The following is an 18,245-nucleotide window of genomic DNA, read 5'->3' on the forward strand; positions in this document are numbered from 1 at the left end:
AGGCTGGCGTAAATGACTTTACTAAGGGCGAAAGGAGCCGTTTTCCGCGTTGGTAACTAGAGTAGCAGCATTCCTAGAACATTTAGCTCCGATTTCTCCTGTTAAATTTGAAGGAATCAACCGATTTGGACTGTAATAACAGGAATACCTCCCGCTAATCATTAAGTAATCGAGAAAATGGAAGGGTACTCCTTAAAATAACGGGAGGAATTCCTTGTAAATGCAGTTGAACAGTCCTAGCGTAGAAAATAACAGGAGAAATTCCAGCTAACCTAAATAGCAACCCCTTAATCAAGCTAAATCAGAGTATTCGAGCATAGTACGGTTTTTTAGATGCCTAAAATACAGTTATAGCCACTGTTCTTCAGCAATTTAGTATTCAATTTCTTTAAGCAGATCGACTTCTTCTAGGGTTAATGGAGTAAGCGGCTCACGGCATGCGGGCTTGATGAGCCCCTGTTCTGCGAACAAATGACGAATGACTCTAATCCATCCGATCTGTCCGATTTTCTCCATTATCGGTTGCAGTTGCTTCAGCTCTGTATTGGCAAGCTCATGTTGTCCTTCTCTTAAGTGAGTTACGATGGCATTCATCTCGTTCGGATAGAGATTCCCAGCGACACTTGTAAGGCCGTCATAGCCTTTCTTAAAATAGTCGACAATCGTAAGATCAAAGCCGGAAAACAGCTGGAACTTATCGCCAAGCAGGGTGCGTATGCGCTGTGCTTGGCTTGAATCGCCGGTTTCTTTTAGCGCAACAATTTGCGGGAATCGGTCGACTAACCCAATCAGCGTGTCCGGTTCGAGGTTAAAGCCAGTACGAATAGGATTGTTGTACAGCATAATCGGCAGCGAGGTCGCGGAACATACGGACTCGACATACAAAGAAGCTTCCCTCTGATTCGGACGTACGTACGGCGGAAAACCGAGCATAATGGCGTCGATGCCCGCTTGTTCAGCCTCCCATGCGAGCTTTGCGGCATCGCGAGTTCGTACGGCTGCTACTCCTGCATACAGCGAGAAATTATTGTGAGCAGCGCGTTTGACGGTCCGATAGAGATGAATTCTTTCCTCTACCGACAAAGAATGCTGTTCGCCGGTCGATCCGCTTAAGAGCAGAGCCGGTACATGATTTGCCTTATAATATTCAAGCATGCGCACAATGCCGTTCTCATCTATGCGCTCATCCTCGCCAAAAGGCGTTATCATGGCAACGCTGTACGGTAGAATGGTTTTCAAATCCATAATTAGTCACTCCTTTGCATCTATTGATACTTGCAATTGGAACTATTGTCAAACCATTATTTTCATATGTTCATTATTTTATATAATAGAAGAAAAGAAGAGAAGAGGTTATGCTATGAACCCCATTATGATAGATTTCCCGGATGAGTTCAATACGGATAGACTTCTAATTAGAATGCCAAGGCCGGGTGACGGCAAGGTTGTATGCGAGGCTGTCAATGCTTCGATCGAGGAATTAAAGCCATGGATGAAATGGGCGCAGTCTCTTCATACGGAGTATGATTCAGAAGTTGGGATACGAGAAGCGCATGTTAAGTTTTTACGCCGTGAAAACCTAAGACTTCTTGTATTTTTGAAGGATTCTGGCCAATTTATAGCGTCTTCGAGTTTACACAATATGGACTGGGACGTACGGAAGTTTGAAATTGGGTACTGGATTGATACACGGTATAGCGGAAAAGGATATATGACGGAAGCCGTTCAAGGTATTTGTGATTTTGCTTTTAGCCAATTGAATGCCCGAAGATTGGAAATTCGCTGCGATACCAAAAATACGAAAAGCAAAGCCATTCCTGAACGATTGAGATTTAATCTCGAGGGTGTTATTCGAAACGAAGATCTCTCCGTCGATGGAAGTGAACTAAGAGATACATGCTTATATGCAAAAATTAGATAAGGCAGCGTGAAGTTTGGACGGAGAGCTAGCCTTGACCGTGGACGAGATGACCACCATGTTTATTGCGATTGCACAAGCAGTGATTTGGAATGGATTTCCTACCCTCTGTGAATTCTCATATGGACTTAGTTGGAATAGCTTCCCTATCAACCGATGGGGAAGCTTTTCCATTGCCGGAGGCTTGAACCGGCTCCAGCATAAGGGTACGTACAACGCTCGTTAGACGGTTTTACTTCTGAAGTAAACATGAAATTCGGACCGTTCTTATGAAGAATAAACCGTATAAAGTTCAAAGATAATGCGGTTATAATCGATTTTGTAAGCGCACACAAAGAGGTGATCGTAGAAATGACTATTCAACCATTCTTTCGTGATTACGATATCGAGTGGAATATGGAGAGCAAAAATAGCTCCGATTCGATGCCTTTAGGCGGGGGAGATATAGGGCTTAACGTATGGGTGCAAGAGCATGAAATCATGTTCTATGCGGGCAGAAGCGGAGCATTGGACGAGAACAATCAGCTTCTTAAGCTGGGAAGGTTTCGGATCAGACTGATACCCAATCCGTTCCAAGGCTGCGATACGTTCAGGCAAACGCTGAGGCTGGAGGAGGGAACGGTAGAGATCGAGGCCGTCCACTCCGAGCACGGCCGAGTCCAAGCAAGGCTATGGGTCGAGGTTCACGAGCCACGCGTTCATGTCGAAATCGACTCCGAGCAGCCGCTAACTGTCGAGGCCTGTTACGAAAGCTGGAGAACGGATCGGCGCGAAGTGACGGATCGGGACCCTTGTTCTTCGCTCATTGACTATCCCGGCGAAGTGTACACGTCGCCCGATAGCGTAACCGCCGAAGGGAACGAAATCTGGTTTTATCACCTTAACGACAACGAACGCCTTGTGACGGACTTGGAGATCGAATTGCAACAATTAGGCGAGCATAAGCGCCGGATCTATGATCCTTTGAGGGATTTTATCTTCGGGGGACGCATGTCGGGAGAAGGGTTCGTTTTCTCGGGTACGCAACAAGGTCAGTACGAGGGAATTCAGTATGTCCAATGGGCGCTGGCCAGCGCCTCGCCAGGAATCTCCCACCGCTTGAACCTGTTTCTGCATCAAGGCCGATACGAGAATCCGGAAGGCTGGCAACAGCGGATGATTCAAGCGATTGCCGAGGCCGTAAATCCGGAACGGGCTTGGCGGAGAAATGAGGAATGGTGGAGAAACTTCTGGGAGCGAAGCTATATCGCGATTGGAGCGGACAAGAAAGACGAGAACAATCCGGTCTGGCAAGTCGGCCGCAATTACCAGCTCTTCCGGTTCATGCTGGCCTGCAACGCTTACGGAAGCGATCCAACCAAGTTCAACGGCGGTCTGTTCTCCTTCGATCCGAAGCACGTTCATCCGAAATACGAGGACGAAACGCCCGATTTCCGGCGTTGGGGCGGCGGCACCTTCACCGCTCAAAACCAAAGGCTGGTCTACTGGCCGATGTTAAAGTCCGGGGATTTCGATATGATGACGCCTCAATTCGAGTTTTACAGGCGGGCTTTGCCGACGGCGGAATGCAGAAGCGAGGTTTATTGGGGACACAAAGGCGCTGCATTCGCCGAACAATTAAACAATACGGGACTTCCGAGCAGCCGCGAATATGGCTGGAATCGGAGCGAGCAGTGCGAGCCCGGAGTTGAGGATTCCGAATATGTCAGCTATCAATACGTTCATCAACTGGATTTCTCCTTCATGATTTTGCAATATTATCATTTCAGCGGACAGGACATCGGAGAGTATATGCCGTTCGTGGAGAGCTCGCTGCGCTTCTTCTACGAGCATTATCAATTCCGCAGCATCCAGATGACGGGAAGACCGTTCGACGAGAACGGTTACCTCGCGATCTATCCTTCGACCGCTTGCGAAACGTTCAGAAACGCAAGAAACCCGTCCGACGTGATCTCCGGATTGCTCGCGGTTCTCCATTCGCTGCTGGAGCTGCCGGACGCTATCGCCGGGCCGTCAAAGAAACGCGAGTGGCTAGAGATGCTGGATCGAATTCCTCCCCTGGCGTTCGAAGAGAAAGAGGGCAAACGAACGATCGCGCCGGCGGTTTCGTGGTCGCATGTGCAAAACCAGGAAATTCCGCAGCTTTATCCGTTGTTTCCGTTCGGGCTGTTCGGTATCGGGCGACCCGAGCTTCATACGGCAAGGAATACGTGGAACTACAGTCTCTATCACGACAATCAGAAAAGCCACGTCAGTTGGCATCAAGGCGGGATCTTCACCGCAGGGCTCGGGTTATCGAAAGAAGCTTCGGAGTACGCCGTAAAGAAGCTCGCTGACGGCAATCACAGGTTTCCGGCATTCTGGGGACCGGGTCACGATTGGACGCCGGATCACAATTGGGGCGGCACTGGGATGATCGGCCTGCAGGAGATGCTCCTGCAGACGGACGGCAATCGGATCTACTTGCTGCCGGCATGGCCGGAAAATTGGGACGTGAAGTTCAAGCTTCATGCGCCGATGAACACGATCGTGGAATGCGAATATCGCGATGGACAATTGCAATCGCTGATCGTGACGCCTGAATACCGCAGCAAAGACATTGTGCGGATGAAACGCAAGAAAGGAGAGTTCGAATGAAAACCGAGGCGCAAACGGCTTCCTCACCGCTCACAGCTTCCCATGGATCCGTTTGGACGACGTTCAAGAAGCAGAAAGCATTTCAATTTTTCGTGCTGGCAGGGATGTTGTTCCTTCTCGTCTTCTCATATGGCCCGATGATCGGCATCTTAATGGCTTTCAAAGATTACCGAATCGTGGACGGAGTCGGCGGCATTTTCACCAGCGACTGGATCGGGCTGCGGCATTTTAAGGATTTCGTTACCGATTACAATTTCGAGACGTTGGTGAAGAACACGCTGATTCTTAGCTTTCTGAAGCTGTTCTTCTCGTTTCCCGTGCCTATCCTATTCGCGATTATGCTTAACGAGATGCGCAGTCAAGTGTTTAAACGGATCATTCAGACCGTCAGCTACTTGCCGCATTTTATTTCTTGGGTCGTCGTAACCGGCATTTTATATGCGTTTTTCTCTACGGACGTGGGAATCATTAACGATATGCTGATGCAGATCGGCGTCATCGACAAACCGCTCGATATTTTGACCGATTCGAATTATTTCTGGGGATTGGCGGTGACAAGCTCGATATGGAAGGAAGCCGGATGGTGGACCATCATCTTCCTGGCTTCTATCGCAGGGCTTGATCCCTCGCTGTATGAAGCAGCGGAAATCGACGGCGCGACTCGCCTGCAACGCATTCGGCACGTGACGATTCCGGGAATCAAAGGTTCCATTATCGTTGTGCTCATATTATCATTGGGCAATATTCTTGGCGGGGGTCTAGTCGGCTCCAACTTCGAGCAATCGTTCTTGCTTGGGAACCCTCTGAATAGCGATACGTCCCAAATCGTACAAACCTATGCCTTTAACGTTGGACTTGCGCAAGGGAGATTCGCCTTCGCGACCGCGATCGATTTCATTCAATCCGTCATCGCGCTGACTTTGATCCTTAGCAGCAACTATGTCGCCAAAAAAGTATCCGGATCCAGTCTTTTCTAGGAGGTACGTCCCGTGCGCAAAAAACGAACGACAGAAGATAAGGTGCTTGACAGCTTGAACTATATCGTGCTGGCGTTGATCGGTCTCTGCACCTTTTACCCGTTCTATTATATTCTCATTTTGTCTTTTAATCAGGGAACGGACACCGCATTCGGCGGCATTTATTTATGGCCCCGGGCGTTCACTCTGGACAACTACTCGTACATTTTCAACGACGGCAAATGGTCAAGCTCGTTTGTCGTCACGCTCGCCAGAACGATCATTGGAGCAGGCTTAACCGTGCTTTTCACCTGTCTGGTCGCTTACGGGCTGAGCCAGAAAGGACTGCTGTTCAGCAGAGTATATTTTATCTTCTTCATTGTTGCGATGAATTTCTCCGGAGGTCTCATTACTTACTACGTGTTGTTAAAGGGGCTGGGCTTGCTCAATACATTCGGAGTCTTCGTCATCCCGTCCATGCTGAATCTTTTCTTTCTGATGGTCGCGATTTCATTCTTTCGGGAAATACCTGCGGAGATCGGGGAATCCGCCCGAATCGACGGCGCCAAGGAGCTGCAGATCTTCTTTACGATCATATTGCCGGTATCCATGCCTTTAATTGCCACGATGGCGCTGTTCATGGGAGCGGGTCAATGGAATTCGTGGTTGGACTCGGCCTATTTCGTTCAGAACGACAACTTAAGGACTTTGTCCTACCGGATGATTCAAATCATAAACCAATCGATGATCCCGACGGACAATGCGTCCGGTCAATATGCGGCGATGCGTCAGGTCACCGGTTTCTCCGTGCAGGTCACGGCAATGGTCATCTCCGTAGCTCCGATCGTATGCGTGTATCCGTTCCTGCAGAAGTATTTCGTCAAGGGAATCATGCTGGGCTCGGTCAAAGGCTGATTGCCCCTCCGTGAAATATTAAAGCGATACAGCTTTAATATAGAGAACTACCGTGTCATCATACATTAAGGGAGGTTAACAGAAAATGAAAAGAAAGAAAAGCGTTAAAAGGATGCTGGTGCTGCTGTTGGCGGCGCTGACGATCGGATTAGTAGGCTGCAGCAACGGAAATACGAAGGGTAATGAATCAGGAGGGGCTTCGCCATCGGCAACATCGACCGATCCCGCATCCAACTCGCCGTCGAACGATGAATTGGTGGAGCTGTCGCTGTTCGTCGACCACTCATGGTATCCAACGAAGGACTGGTCAGGGGCGATTCCGGAGGAAATTACGAAGAGAACGGGGGTTAAGCTGAATATCACGGTGGCCACCGACGAGAAGCAGCTGCCGCTCATGATCGCTTCGGGCGATTTGCCCGACCTCGTGTTTACGAGCAATCAGATTGTGAGAATGTCCGATTCCAAGCTGAGTCTGGCTTGGGACGACTTGATCGCTCAATACGCGCCGGACTTCGTCGTGGATGATGAAAGAAAGAAGCTGAATACGGCCAATGACGGCAAAATCTATACGGTATTGGGCGCATACTCCACTCCCGAGGAATGGGCGCAATATCCTCTTGCTACGGATATGGGCCCGGGTATGATGGTAAGGAAGGACATCATGGACAAGATGGGAAATCCGCCGCTCAATACGTTGGAGGATTTCAAGAACGTCCTTGCCCGAGTGAAGAGCGAGTACAAAGACCAAATTCCGTTGGTTATGAATCCCGCAGGTTGGATTCGCACCTATTTTGCTTCGCAATTCGGAGCGGCGAACGACGGTCTGGTGGAGAAGGACGGACAACTCGTCCACTTCCTGAGACAGCCGGAGCTGCTGGAGACTTACAAGTATATGAATAGCCTGTACAGAGAGGGTCTGATTACGGCCGAGAACTTCGCTTACAAGAACGAGGATCAAGCCAAGCAGTTGGCGTTGTCAGGCAAAGCGTTCGCATACGAATGGACGACGAACGGCGCGGAAACGTTTAACGCGCAGATTAAAGCTAACGGCGGAGATTACAGCTACACGCAGCTCGTCAACCAATTGAACGATCAAGCGGCTATTTACAAAAATTCCGCAGGTTGGTCGGGGACGTTCATTACGAAAAACAACAAAAATCCCGAGAAGTCCATCAAGTTGATGCAATTCCTGTTTTCAGAAGAAGGGGATCGATTGGCGAAATGGGGCATTGAAGGAGAGCATTGGAACTGGAACGAGCAAGGTTTCCCGGAAATGACCTACGACAAGCTCAATCCGGAGGTTCAGAACGAGCTTGGCATCTACTGGTGGGCAAATCTCGTCGGCAAAGCGGTGAACGAAGGGCTGTTCTATTATACGCCGGGAACGCAGACGGCTGCAGCGGAAGTCGATCAGGCCAAGATCAAAGCGTACAATCCTTATATTTCCAAAGTGAAACCGGACCCCGACTCCAAGGAACAGGTCATTCTGACCAACGTTGGAGACATGCTGGAAAATCAGGAAGCTAAGGTTTACTTAGCCAAGACGGAAGAGGAATGTATCGCGGCTTATAACGAAATGGTCAAGACAGCGGAAGATATGGGACTTGCGGATTACGAGAAATGGGCAAACGAGAAGTATAATGAAGTAAAATCGAATTAGCGGACTAACCGAGACTGACTCGAATGTTCTTCCGTCGATCGAAGTGTAAAGCTTCCGATTGACGGATTCGAACATTCGGGTTATTCTCGTACGCAACCAGACGAAATTTCGAAGGAGTGCTGGAAGTGGTCATGCGTTCAGTGAAAGCGCTCTTGGCAGAGTTTAAAGGGATGAGAATCATTCACAAGATGATTATCGGGTATATCGTTATTATATGCATCCCGTTCATCATTTTTGGTTTGGTATTCTACAACCTGATCGTGCAGAACGTGCTGGACGAATATTCGAGTGGCAGGCAGAAATTCCTGGAGCAATCCAACCGGAATTTAAAGGTCAGTCTGGCGCAGTCCGAGGCGGCAATCAAGCTATTCCAAAATAACGACAACATTACGGAATACTTAGCGCGAAAAAATTTAACGGACGCGGATATGGTATTCACGTATTTGAAAGAAATCGAACCTACGATCGTTTATGCGGTGTCCGGCAATCCTTTGATCGGCCGGCTGTCTATATTCAACAACAACGAAGAGCAGTTGCAGCTGCCTCCGGATATTCAATCGATTTCGCAATTGAAACAGAATATCGCCGATACGCAGCGATGGGCTGAGTTGCGGTCGATTGCTCCCGGGCAAGGAAAGTGGTTTTACAACTCGGGTTCGAAAGACGAATTTCCGAGTTTCAACTATTACAGCCGAATATTCAATAATCAATACTCGCAAGAGCTCGGCCTGATCGAAATCGCGTTGAAGCCCGATGCCGTAAGGCAATTTTACGAGACGGTCATTCTTGCGGAGGGATCTTCTTATGTATTTGTGGATCAATCGGCGAAGCTCGTCTACAGAAGCGATAATTTCCCCGAGGACCCTAAGCTTGCGAGCGGAATCGGGAAACTGGTGGAAAGCGATGACGAGTATATTTATTTGAGCGATAAGAAAGTGCTGCTGAATCGGATTCACATAGAATCATTTGGTTTGGACAGCGTTCTGGTCACTCCCGTTCATTCTTTATTCAACGGAATGGAAGGCAGGGAGGGCTTATATATTGGCGTAGGCCTTCTGCTCCTTATCGCATTATCGCTCATCTATTATAAATTCGCGGCTTCCATGGCGAAGAGAGTGATCCGGCTGACGAAGCATATTAATCGGCTGAACCCAGGTCGTCCTACGACGTTCAAGGGGGAGACGGGAAATGATGAGATCGGCGGGCTGATTCAATCTTACAATGCGATGATAGAGCTGAATAACGAGCTGTTTCATAAGGCGCATCGCTTGGAAATGATGAAGAAGGACGCGGAGTATAAAATGCTCGAAGCCCAAATCCGTCCGCACTTCCTGTACAATACGCTGGAATCGATGCGGATGCTGGCCAAGATCAACGGAGACCATCAGGTCGCGGATATGGCCTATACGCTGGGAGAACTGCTGCGGTATAGCATTACCAAGAAAAATCCCGTGACATTGCAGGATGAGGTCGTCCATTTACAGCGTTATATCTCCATACAGAAGATACGGATGGAATCGCGGCTAGTATTCGAATACGAAGATAACGGAGTGGACCTGGGGAGCTTGGTCTGTCCGAAATTCCTGTTGCAGCCCATCGTCGAGAATTGCATCATTCACGGGATATCGGGACTTAGAAGAACGGGAATCGTCCGACTTGAGATAACTCGGGGAGAACGCATAATGACGATTACCATATCGGATAACGGTGTCGGCATACCTGAGGATGAGCTTTGGAAATTACGCGCAAGACTAGATTCCCCCATGCTGGAAATCGAGGGAGGAATCGGTTTGCACAACGTGAACGAAAGAATTAAAGCATTCTACGGCGAGGGGTCCGGGTTGTCGGTGACCAGTCACGTTGACAAAGGCAGTACGTTTAAGTTAATACTCTTAGCAAAGGGCGGTGAAAAAGATGATTAGGCTGTTGATCGTGGACGACGAACCGCTGATCGTCAGAGGATTGGCAAATATGATCGCTCATGAGTATGGCAGGCCTACGCAAATCGATACCGCGTACGATGGATTCGAGGCTTTAAGATTAATGGAAACGGTGCGCCCGGATTTGCTCATTACGGACATTCATATGCCGGAGATGGATGGTTTGGAGTTGATCCGCCTTACGAAAGAGCGCAAATTATGCGGTCAATGCATGATTTTGACAGGATACGGAGAGTTTCAGTATGCGCAAACGGCTCTCCGATACGGAGTGATGGACTATTTCTTAAAGCCTGTTAATCAGACCGACCTTCTGCAGGCAATCGGCCGGATACAGGATATCGTCGAGCAAACCGAAACCGAGCTGCAGCAGAGTGAAACTGCGCCGGTCGGAGCTGCCAATGCGATGAGGAGCAACAAGAAGATTGCTCTGATTGAGAAGTATATTAAGAAGCATTATATGAGAGACATATCGCTTCAGGAAGTTTCGGAATCCGTAGGATTAAATCCGAATTATGTAAGCGGTCTAATTCATAAGGAGACGGGAACGACGTTCGTTCAATACGTTCATCGGGTGCGAACGACCAAAGCGAAGGCGATTCTCGTGGAAAATCCCGATGTCGCGGTCGATCTGGTCGCCGTTCAAGTGGGATATGAGAACAGTCGCCAGTTTTTTAAAATATTCAAGAAGTATGCGGGCGTAACGCCTGGCGTGTATCGCGAGCAAAATTCGGTCGCCTTAATGGAAGAGGACAGCAAGTTAAATACACGAGAAAGCTAGATGATGCAACGCTAGTGATTTATGATCACTCAAATATATTTTTGAGATTGCGACGGTTTTTTCAATGAGCTTCCGTCTTATATATAGATCGATCTAAAGGAGGAGCAACTTGTCTGTTACGGATGCAGAGTTGGTGGGTAGGGCGTGCAAAGGCGATAACGAGGCATTCAGCGATTTAATCGGCAGATATGCAAATGCGGTGTACGGGGCAGCGTATGGCAAGCTGGGCGATTTCCATAGGGCGCAAGATATCGCGCAGGAAGTGTTCGTCAAAGCTTTCAAAAAATTGTCCAGCATTAAAAATCCCGACAAGCTGGGCAGTTGGTTGTACGCGGTTACGAATAGGGAGTGCTTGGATTGGTTGAGGTCGAGCAAAAACGAGTCCGTATTCGATCCGGCACATAACGAGAATATACCGCTGCATGGAACGCATGAAACTGCCGAAGATACGTGGCTGAGGAAAGAGCTTCGCAACGAGGTATGGCAAGCGCTTAGCAACCTAACTGAAGCTAACCGTACGGTCACGATTCTCTACTACATCGACGACTATAAGATCAGGGAAATCAGCGATTTCCTCGGTTTGTCCGTTGAAGCGGTAGAGAGCAGACTTCGCAGATCGAGAACGTTATTAAAGAAGGAGATGCTCAGCATGGTTAACGAGAATCTGAATCAGAACAAGCTGAACGAGGAGTTCAAGAAGAAGGTGTTTCAGGACGAAAGAATGCCCGAAACACAATTTCGCCGCGTGGCGATGGGCGAGAGCGATTTTGACGATATCGACATGTACAAAACGAAGTTTGTTAACATTAATTTAGAAGGCGCGAGCTTCGATAATATCAATATGAGCAAAACGTTATTCCACGATATCAACATGCATCAAGCCAAATTCATCGAAGTAGGTTTGTGGGACATCGAGATCGGCAACTGCGCAATGGGCGGGGCTTTCTTTCACGATATCGGGCTGAAGGGCAAGAGCAATACGTTCGAGAACTGTGAGTTAACAGGGACATCCTTTACAAACTGCAATCTTTCCAACGTGGAAATTAAAGACTGCGACATATCGGGACTTAAGATTAATGGGATATCCATTCAGGATTTACTAGAGAACTATATGAGCAACAAATAAGAATGAGGAAGCCGGGGATGAGTGGATTTTCTACTCTTGATTGGCCGCTCTAGCGCCAATTCCTGAGCACCAGGCCTCTCCTGCTGACATGATGTTTTTGGCTAGCTGGACGATTTCCACTCTAAACAGTGAGAATGATCGTATGAGCGGTCTGTCCCAAAAATATTCGCACGCAATGGTAACATCACGGGATTTGGGACAGCCCCTCGCAATTTCTAAAGCTTGTACGATTCGATAGCGATCGAGTTTGGTCCTTTTTTCCGCGCCTCGTTAAGGGTTTCAATTGAGTCTTCGATGACTTTACGAATCTCCGCAATCGATCTGACGGAGCCGACTAATGCGCCGATATAACAACCCATTTGCTTCGGACAACCGATGCTATTGAAATCAAAAGCTATCATATCATCGACTATGGACTGCGCGACACGAGTGATCGCTTGCTGATTTGCGATTGCGAATACAATGAATTCATCGCCATCAGCACGGCCGATAGCGGCCTGAGTTAAACCGGCAAGGACATTGGCTTCAATGATTTGATAACAAGAGGCAATGACGTTGTCCCCTACCTCGAAGCCGTAATCGTCGTTCACCTGCTTGAAGTGGCTGATATCAAAGCGAAAGACGGAGAGAATATCGTCAGACGAACATGAGGCTGTGATACCGGCGGCTGTCTCCAGAAACATCTCCATATTGGGGATGTTTTTTTTGATTTCATGCGCTGCAGACTGCTCGATATGCAATAAATCTATTTTTTTATCCATATCAAAACCTTCTTTCTCGATTATAGTGATAAGCCGATCAATTGCGATTTTCTTTTGAATGTGTTCGTTAAGCAACGATGAGATTTCGATCCGCTTGCGAATCAATCGATGAACGATGATGTCGGATTCGAATGGACCGCTTAACATTTCTTTGATTTCTGTAAGGGAGAAATCCAGGTTTTTGAGAATGATGATCCAATTCAATAGATGGGATTGGCTCGGATCGTAGGAGCGATATCCCGTTTCGGCATCGATCGCCGACGGCTTCAGCAGACCGATCTCGTCATAGTGACGCAGCATTTTAGCGGTAACGTTGTTTTGCACGGCGAATTCACCAATTTTCAACTCGATGACACCCTTTCAAAAAGAACTCCGGCCGGAATTGCTTAACCTAACGATAAACCCTCCCCCCTATGGGAAAGTCAATATAAAATTTTCCATAATGTCGAAACAATGCAAGCCCCCCCCCGAGAATCGTTGAATAAAAGAAATAGAGATAGGAAATCATTAGGTAATCCTTAGGAAAAAAGAGGGATTACGGATGGAGCAGACATTGCAACGTTTCGCGACAATCATTCAGGATAGACTGAACGATGCACCCGATCTCGTTATAAAAACATATAAAGTGCAAGAACGAATCGAACTTACCTGCATGTATTTGTGTTCCATAACGGATCAAAAGCTGGTCGATGAATTGGTCATAACAGGCATATTAACGCCTCATTCCCCGCTAAAAAATGGTCAAAATCCTTCTCAATGGTTAATGTCATCGCTTAAACAAGCAGAAATCAAAGAAGTGAGCGGGGTGGATTCGTACATTAAAGAATTATTGGAGGGACAATGCATTGTAGCTTATACCGGACAAAATGCCATATCCATTAATGTCCGTAAACAAGAACAGCGCAGCGTAGCCGAACCGGAAACGGAATCCGTCGTTCGAGGACCGCGTGAAGGCTTCGTCGAGGATTGTTCACGCAATATTTCGCTCATTCGCAAACGGCTAAAGAGCGAAAAACTGGTCATTGAGGAAATGATAATCGGCAGCGAAAGCAATACAACGGTTTGTTTGCTCTATATGCGCGATATTGCCGACCCTGGCTTAATAAATGAATTTCGTGCAAGACTGAAGGCCATTCAAACGGACAGCATTCTCGAGAGCGCCTATATTGAAGAATATATCCAGGACAAAACGCTGACTCCTTTTCCTCAATTTATGTCTTCTGAAAGGCCCGATGCCATTGTTGCAAAAATCCTCGAGGGACAGGCAGCCATTATTACAGATGGGACCCCTATCGTATTAGCAGGGCCTATTACGTTTTTTGAGTCATTCAGTACGTCTGAGGACTACTACCAAAGAGCCGACATTGCTACCGCATTGCGATGGATCCGCATGTTGGCTTTTGTTATTTCCGTTTTTACTCCGTCATTATATATTTCCGTTGCATGCTATCATCAGGATTTGCTTCCTTCATCCATGTTGGCCAACCTAGCGTCCCAAAGGGAAGGAGTGCCATTCCCGGGAGTGGCGGAAGCTTTCGGGATGATGGTCATATTTGAAGTTCTTAGGGAAGCCGGGCTGCGTATGCCAAGAATATCCGGTCAAGCGATATCCATCGTAGGAGCATTGGTGCTCGGCCAAGCTGCGGTAGAAGCAGGCATCGTGTCGGCCGCAATGGTCATTGTCGTATCGTTAACCGCGATCGCTAATTTCGTTGCTCCGAATTATGGGTTCGGTATCGCTCAGCGGCTCATCCAATTCGGCTTCATGTTTTTGGCCAGCATTTTAGGTTTGTTTGGCGTTATGTGCGGCGTCTTTGTTATGCTCATCCATTTGGTATCGCTTCGTTCGCTCGGCATTCCTTATTTTGCGCCGCTGGCTCCGCTAAACCTTGCGAATTGGAAAGACACCTTTATCCGCATTAATAGACCTCGAATGAACCGGCATCGGAGAAAAGGGAATGGCTAACGGGAGACACGGAATGCAGAAAAAGCTTTTTATGATCTTGCCCATCTTGCTGTTTTGTTCAGGGTGTTGGGACATGAGAGAAATTAATCAACTGGCTATCGTCGACATGATCGCCATGGACCGTGATGAGCAAGGAGTTTTCCTTACGCATTATCAAATTCTCAATCCGCCAAGCAATGAAGCTCGGAGATCGGGTCCTACTAAAGCAGCCGTTTACACGTATGAGGTTGCTTCGCCGACTCTGGGCAGCTCGGCGGAAAAAACCGGGTCTGTCATGTCTAGAAAGTTATACACCTCCCATCTGCAGTGCTACGTTGTTTCGGAGCGTATGGCCAGAGCGGGTTTATTAAAAGTGGCCAATTATTTGGAAAACTATAAAGAGCGCAGAACGAATGTTTATACGATCGTAGCGGAAGATCCCGTTTCCGAAGTGATTGGCACGTTTACCCTATTGGACCGGGTCCCGGGCAGAAATATACGTCTGTTGCTGGATTGGCACGCTAGAAGTTTCGGAATTAACAAATTACCGATAAGAATGAATGATATTTTGGAAGGCATTCCCTTTAGCAGGCCAACCATTATACCCATTATTCAATATTCGGGAAATGCTTCAGCGTCGCAATCGGATCGCCTGGAGGATATCCATGCAACGAAACAAAACTTGAAAATAAACGGGGGAGCCGTATTGATAGGAGCCAAGATGGTCGGGAAGGTTAGCGACGAGATCAAGAACACTTATTATGTGTTAAACGGTTATGCGACCCGCAAGCAAGAAACGTTTCAAGTAAACGGACAAACGATCGATGTGGAAATAAATGTGGATCAAATCAAGCGGAGTTGGGTAACGAAGGATAAACTTCGGATTCGACTGGATGTCGTCATGGGGCTCATGAACAACGAGCAGAGCGAAAAGCTAACGATTCGTAATATCGAGATCATGAAAGAACAATTTAACAGGACGTACAAAAGGAAGTGCGAGCAGTTCGCTAGCTTCGCTATAGAGAAAAACTGGGACATGCTTGGACTCGGCGATACGAATCAAGGCCGGAACAGATGGAAGGACATTCAAGTCGAATTCGAAGTCCAATCGAAGCTTGCCACTTTAGGGAACACGATTACGCCGTACGAATAGGAGAATTGCGTTGGAACAAACTTCAATAAGCCCATTCCAAATGTTTTGTCTCGTCGCTTGTTTTGTCGTGGGGACTACCTTCATTATGATGCCGAACGCAACGATCGGGGATGCCAAGCAATTCGGCTGGCTTGTTCATTTATGGGGGACCCTTGTAGGCGTTCTCGTCGGGTCTGTATGGATTTACATCTCCGGAAAGCATCCCGGCCTTTCGCTCGTACAAATATTGAACCGTATATTCGGGCACTACGCAGGGGCTGTCATTTCCGTCTGTTACATTATTTTCTTTATCCAAATGGCTGCTTGGGTAACGAGAAACGTAAGCGATTATATGCATGTTACGATGATGCCAAGGACGCCTCCAACGGTATTTCATCTTATGACCCTAGGGGTTTGCGCTTATGCGGCGGTGAAAGGGATAAGATCCATATCGCTCGTCAGCATATTTATCGTTCCTTATATTACTCTTTCTTTTTGGCTGCCTTATTCCGTCATGCTAAACGAATGGGAGTGGCGGAACTTTCGTATCCCCAACGATTTTCAGCTTTGGCCCATTCTATCCGAAACCACCTATGCCATTGGCTTTCCTTTTTTAGAGACGGTAGCTTGCATGATGATATTCCCCTTGGTTCGAACAAAACTCAAATCAGCCGTATTTGGGGGTACGGCCTTTGGAGGCATTCAGATCGCGCTTTCCGTTTTCTTCGCGATTGGAATTTTAGGTGTCTATCGATCTTCCCATCTCCTATACCCAAAGTATACGATCTTTCGCGAAATGGAGTTTTCCAGCTTTTTCGAGCATCTCGAATCCATCATTTCCATAAATATGCTGTTAGTCGTATTCGTGAAATTGAGCGCAATCTATTATTTTGCGGTAACCGCTATTTGCCAAGTGTTCGCCATTCGCAACCGCGCGGTTGTTGCTATTCCTCTGATCGGGATTATTTCCGCATATTCGCTATTGTTTTCAAACATTGCGGAGAACGCGAAGTGGATCCATGATTATTTGTTTATTTATTACGTTCCGTTCGGGATCGGCTTCCCCGTTCTAATGGTCGTGTTTACTTGGCTGCGTAAAGGAAGAGGTGAAAGCACAGCATGATGGGTCTATTGGGGACGTACATTATACTTTCGGCAATCGCATTCCTGTTTCTTCGATTTCTGCGAATGCATCGGAGAGAGGTATGGGCTTTCACGATTCTCGCCTGCATCGGCTTCGTACTGTGGACGAGCATCGTACTCAATCATCCGCTTGATCTGAACCAAGCAATTGGCCGGATGATCGACAGCATAAAGTAATAGAAGCGATTCCTATACTTCGACGGGTTGTTTGCAGCGCATGCAAGGTCTAAACTATACGCGAGCAACGATAATAACCGATGGATCGAACGAGGGGAGCAATCATTCATGAATCAATCCGCATCAGTACAAACACCGAAGCTGCACGAAGTGTTCGGACGGCAATTTCGAATCGGCGCAGCCGTTAATCCGAGAACGCTGGTCTCGCAGCGCGAGCTGCTGGCGCAGCATTTCAATAGCGTAACGGCGGAGAATGAAATGAAGTTCGAACGGCTGCATCCGGCCGAAGCTCAGTACACGTTCGAGGAAGCGGACCGTTTGTTGGAATTCGCAAAGTCGAACGGCATGGCAGTCAGAGGCCATACGCTCGTATGGCATAACCAAACCTCGGATTGGGTGTTCGATAACGGCTCGGGCGGCTTAGTTGATCGTGACACACTGCTTGCGCGTATGAAAGCGCATATCGAAACGGTAGTTGGGCGCTATAAGGGACAGATCTATGCATGGGACGTTGTGAATGAAGCAGTGTCTGACAGTGGAGAGGAGCACCTTCGTCCGTCCAAGTGGCTGGACATTATTGGCGATGGTTTTATTGCCAAAGCGTTCGAATATGCGCATGCCGCTGATCCTGACGCGTTATTGTTTTACAACGATTATAATGAGTCCGTACCTGAGAAGAGAGAAAAAATTTATACACTCGTCAAGTCTCTAAAGGAGAATGGCGTGCCGATCCACGGTGTCGGCCTCCAGGCGCATTGGAACCTGACACATCCGACACTGGACGATATTCGTGCGGCCATCGAACGGTATGCTTCTCTTGGACTGCAGCTGCATATTACCGAAATGGACGTGTCTGTCTTCGCGTTCGAAGACAGACGCACAGATCTGACCGCACCTACGGCTGAGATGATGCAGCTCCAGGAGGAAAGATACGGTGAGATGTTCCGGTTGTTCCGGGAATATAGCGACGTACTGACAAGCGTTACATTCTGGGGAGCAGCCGACGACTATACGTGGCTGGACGGATTCCCGGTGAGGGGACGGAAAAATTGGCCTTTGCTGTTCGACACGAAGCATCAGCCAAAGGGCTCGTTCTACAAAGTGATTAGCCAAACGGAGGAAGCGCTTGAAGGCTAACAGCGATTGTGAAGATGGCG

General features: G+C 47.9%; 15 protein-coding genes. 13 read left to right on the forward strand and 2 right to left on the reverse strand.

Translation table 11 applies throughout. The features are described 5' to 3' along the window. Positions 1-372: 372 nt before the first annotated feature. Positions 373-1,245 carry a dihydrodipicolinate synthase family protein gene (locus V8F51_RS22170; protein WP_337102691.1) on the reverse strand — a complete coding sequence of 291 codons (873 nt, stop codon included), beginning with the start codon at positions 1,243-1,245 and terminating at the stop codon, positions 373-375. 115 nt (positions 1,246-1,360) lie between these two features. Here V8F51_RS22170 and V8F51_RS22175 point away from each other — a divergent pair, with 115 nt between their 5' ends. From V8F51_RS22175 to V8F51_RS22210, 8 genes are all read left to right on the forward strand, one after another. Beyond that, positions 1,361-1,921, forward strand: coding sequence for a GNAT family N-acetyltransferase (locus V8F51_RS22175; protein WP_337102692.1), 561 nt, complete (start codon positions 1,361-1,363; stop codon positions 1,919-1,921). A gap of 348 nt (positions 1,922-2,269) precedes the next feature. Further along, positions 2,270-4,555, forward strand: coding sequence for a DUF5703 domain-containing protein (locus V8F51_RS22180; RefSeq protein ID WP_337102693.1), 2,286 nt, complete (start codon positions 2,270-2,272; stop codon positions 4,553-4,555). Beyond that, a complete protein-coding gene (locus V8F51_RS22185; protein WP_337102694.1) occupies positions 4,552-5,532 on the forward strand; it encodes an ABC transporter permease in 981 nt (326 codons plus the stop codon). The genes V8F51_RS22180 and V8F51_RS22185 overlap by 4 nt, the downstream gene beginning before the upstream one ends. Positions 5,533-5,544: 12 nt before the next feature. Further along, positions 5,545-6,426 (forward strand): carbohydrate ABC transporter permease, encoded by an 882-nt coding sequence (locus tag V8F51_RS22190; RefSeq protein WP_337102695.1) that lies wholly within the window; start codon positions 5,545-5,547, stop codon positions 6,424-6,426. 85 nt (positions 6,427-6,511) lie between these two features. Continuing rightward, complete coding sequence (locus tag V8F51_RS22195) at positions 6,512-8,086, forward strand: ABC transporter substrate-binding protein (protein ID WP_337102696.1); 1,575 nt, start codon at positions 6,512-6,514, stop codon at positions 8,084-8,086. 131 nt (positions 8,087-8,217) lie between these two features. Next, positions 8,218-10,008 carry a sensor histidine kinase gene (locus V8F51_RS22200; RefSeq protein WP_337102717.1) on the forward strand — a complete coding sequence of 597 codons (1,791 nt, stop codon included), beginning with the start codon at positions 8,218-8,220 and terminating at the stop codon, positions 10,006-10,008. Continuing rightward, positions 10,001-10,804 carry a response regulator gene (locus V8F51_RS22205; RefSeq protein WP_337102697.1) on the forward strand — a complete coding sequence of 268 codons (804 nt, stop codon included), beginning with the start codon at positions 10,001-10,003 and terminating at the stop codon, positions 10,802-10,804. The genes V8F51_RS22200 and V8F51_RS22205 overlap by 8 nt, the downstream gene beginning before the upstream one ends. A 109-nt stretch (positions 10,805-10,913) precedes the next feature. Continuing rightward, positions 10,914-11,930: a sigma-70 family RNA polymerase sigma factor gene (locus V8F51_RS22210; RefSeq protein WP_337102698.1), complete on the forward strand. Its 1,017-nt coding sequence runs from the start codon at positions 10,914-10,916 to the stop codon at positions 11,928-11,930. Positions 11,931-12,145: 215 nt separating this feature from the next. Here V8F51_RS22210 and V8F51_RS22215 read toward each other — a convergent pair whose 3' ends face one another. Next, complete coding sequence (locus V8F51_RS22215; RefSeq protein ID WP_337102699.1) at positions 12,146-13,036, reverse strand: diguanylate cyclase domain-containing protein; 891 nt, start codon at positions 13,034-13,036, stop codon at positions 12,146-12,148. 196 nt (positions 13,037-13,232) lie between these two features. Here V8F51_RS22215 and V8F51_RS22220 point away from each other — a divergent pair, with 196 nt between their 5' ends. The 5 genes from V8F51_RS22220 (at position 13,233) to V8F51_RS22240 (ending at position 18,225) form a co-directional block, all read left to right on the forward strand. Next, positions 13,233-14,657 carry a spore germination protein gene (locus V8F51_RS22220; RefSeq protein WP_337102700.1) on the forward strand — a complete coding sequence of 475 codons (1,425 nt, stop codon included), beginning with the start codon at positions 13,233-13,235 and terminating at the stop codon, positions 14,655-14,657. Between the two features lie 73 nt (positions 14,658-14,730). Then, positions 14,731-15,789, forward strand: coding sequence for a Ger(x)C family spore germination protein (locus V8F51_RS22225; RefSeq protein ID WP_337102701.1), 1,059 nt, complete (start codon positions 14,731-14,733; stop codon positions 15,787-15,789). 10 nt (positions 15,790-15,799) lie between these two features. Next, complete coding sequence (locus V8F51_RS22230; protein WP_337102702.1) at positions 15,800-16,891, forward strand: GerAB/ArcD/ProY family transporter; 1,092 nt, start codon at positions 15,800-15,802, stop codon at positions 16,889-16,891. Beyond that, positions 16,888-17,088 carry a hypothetical protein gene (locus tag V8F51_RS22235; protein ID WP_337102703.1) on the forward strand — a complete coding sequence of 67 codons (201 nt, stop codon included), beginning with the start codon at positions 16,888-16,890 and terminating at the stop codon, positions 17,086-17,088. The genes V8F51_RS22230 and V8F51_RS22235 overlap by 4 nt, the downstream gene beginning before the upstream one ends. 108 nt (positions 17,089-17,196) lie before the next feature. After that, complete coding sequence (locus V8F51_RS22240) at positions 17,197-18,225, forward strand: endo-1,4-beta-xylanase (protein WP_337102704.1); 1,029 nt, start codon at positions 17,197-17,199, stop codon at positions 18,223-18,225. Positions 18,226-18,245 lie beyond the last annotated feature (20 nt).

The sequence above is a fragment of the Paenibacillus sp. YIM B09110 genome (assembly GCF_037167145.1).
In the GTDB taxonomy this organism is placed as follows: Bacteria; Bacillota; Bacilli; order Paenibacillales; family Paenibacillaceae; genus Pristimantibacillus.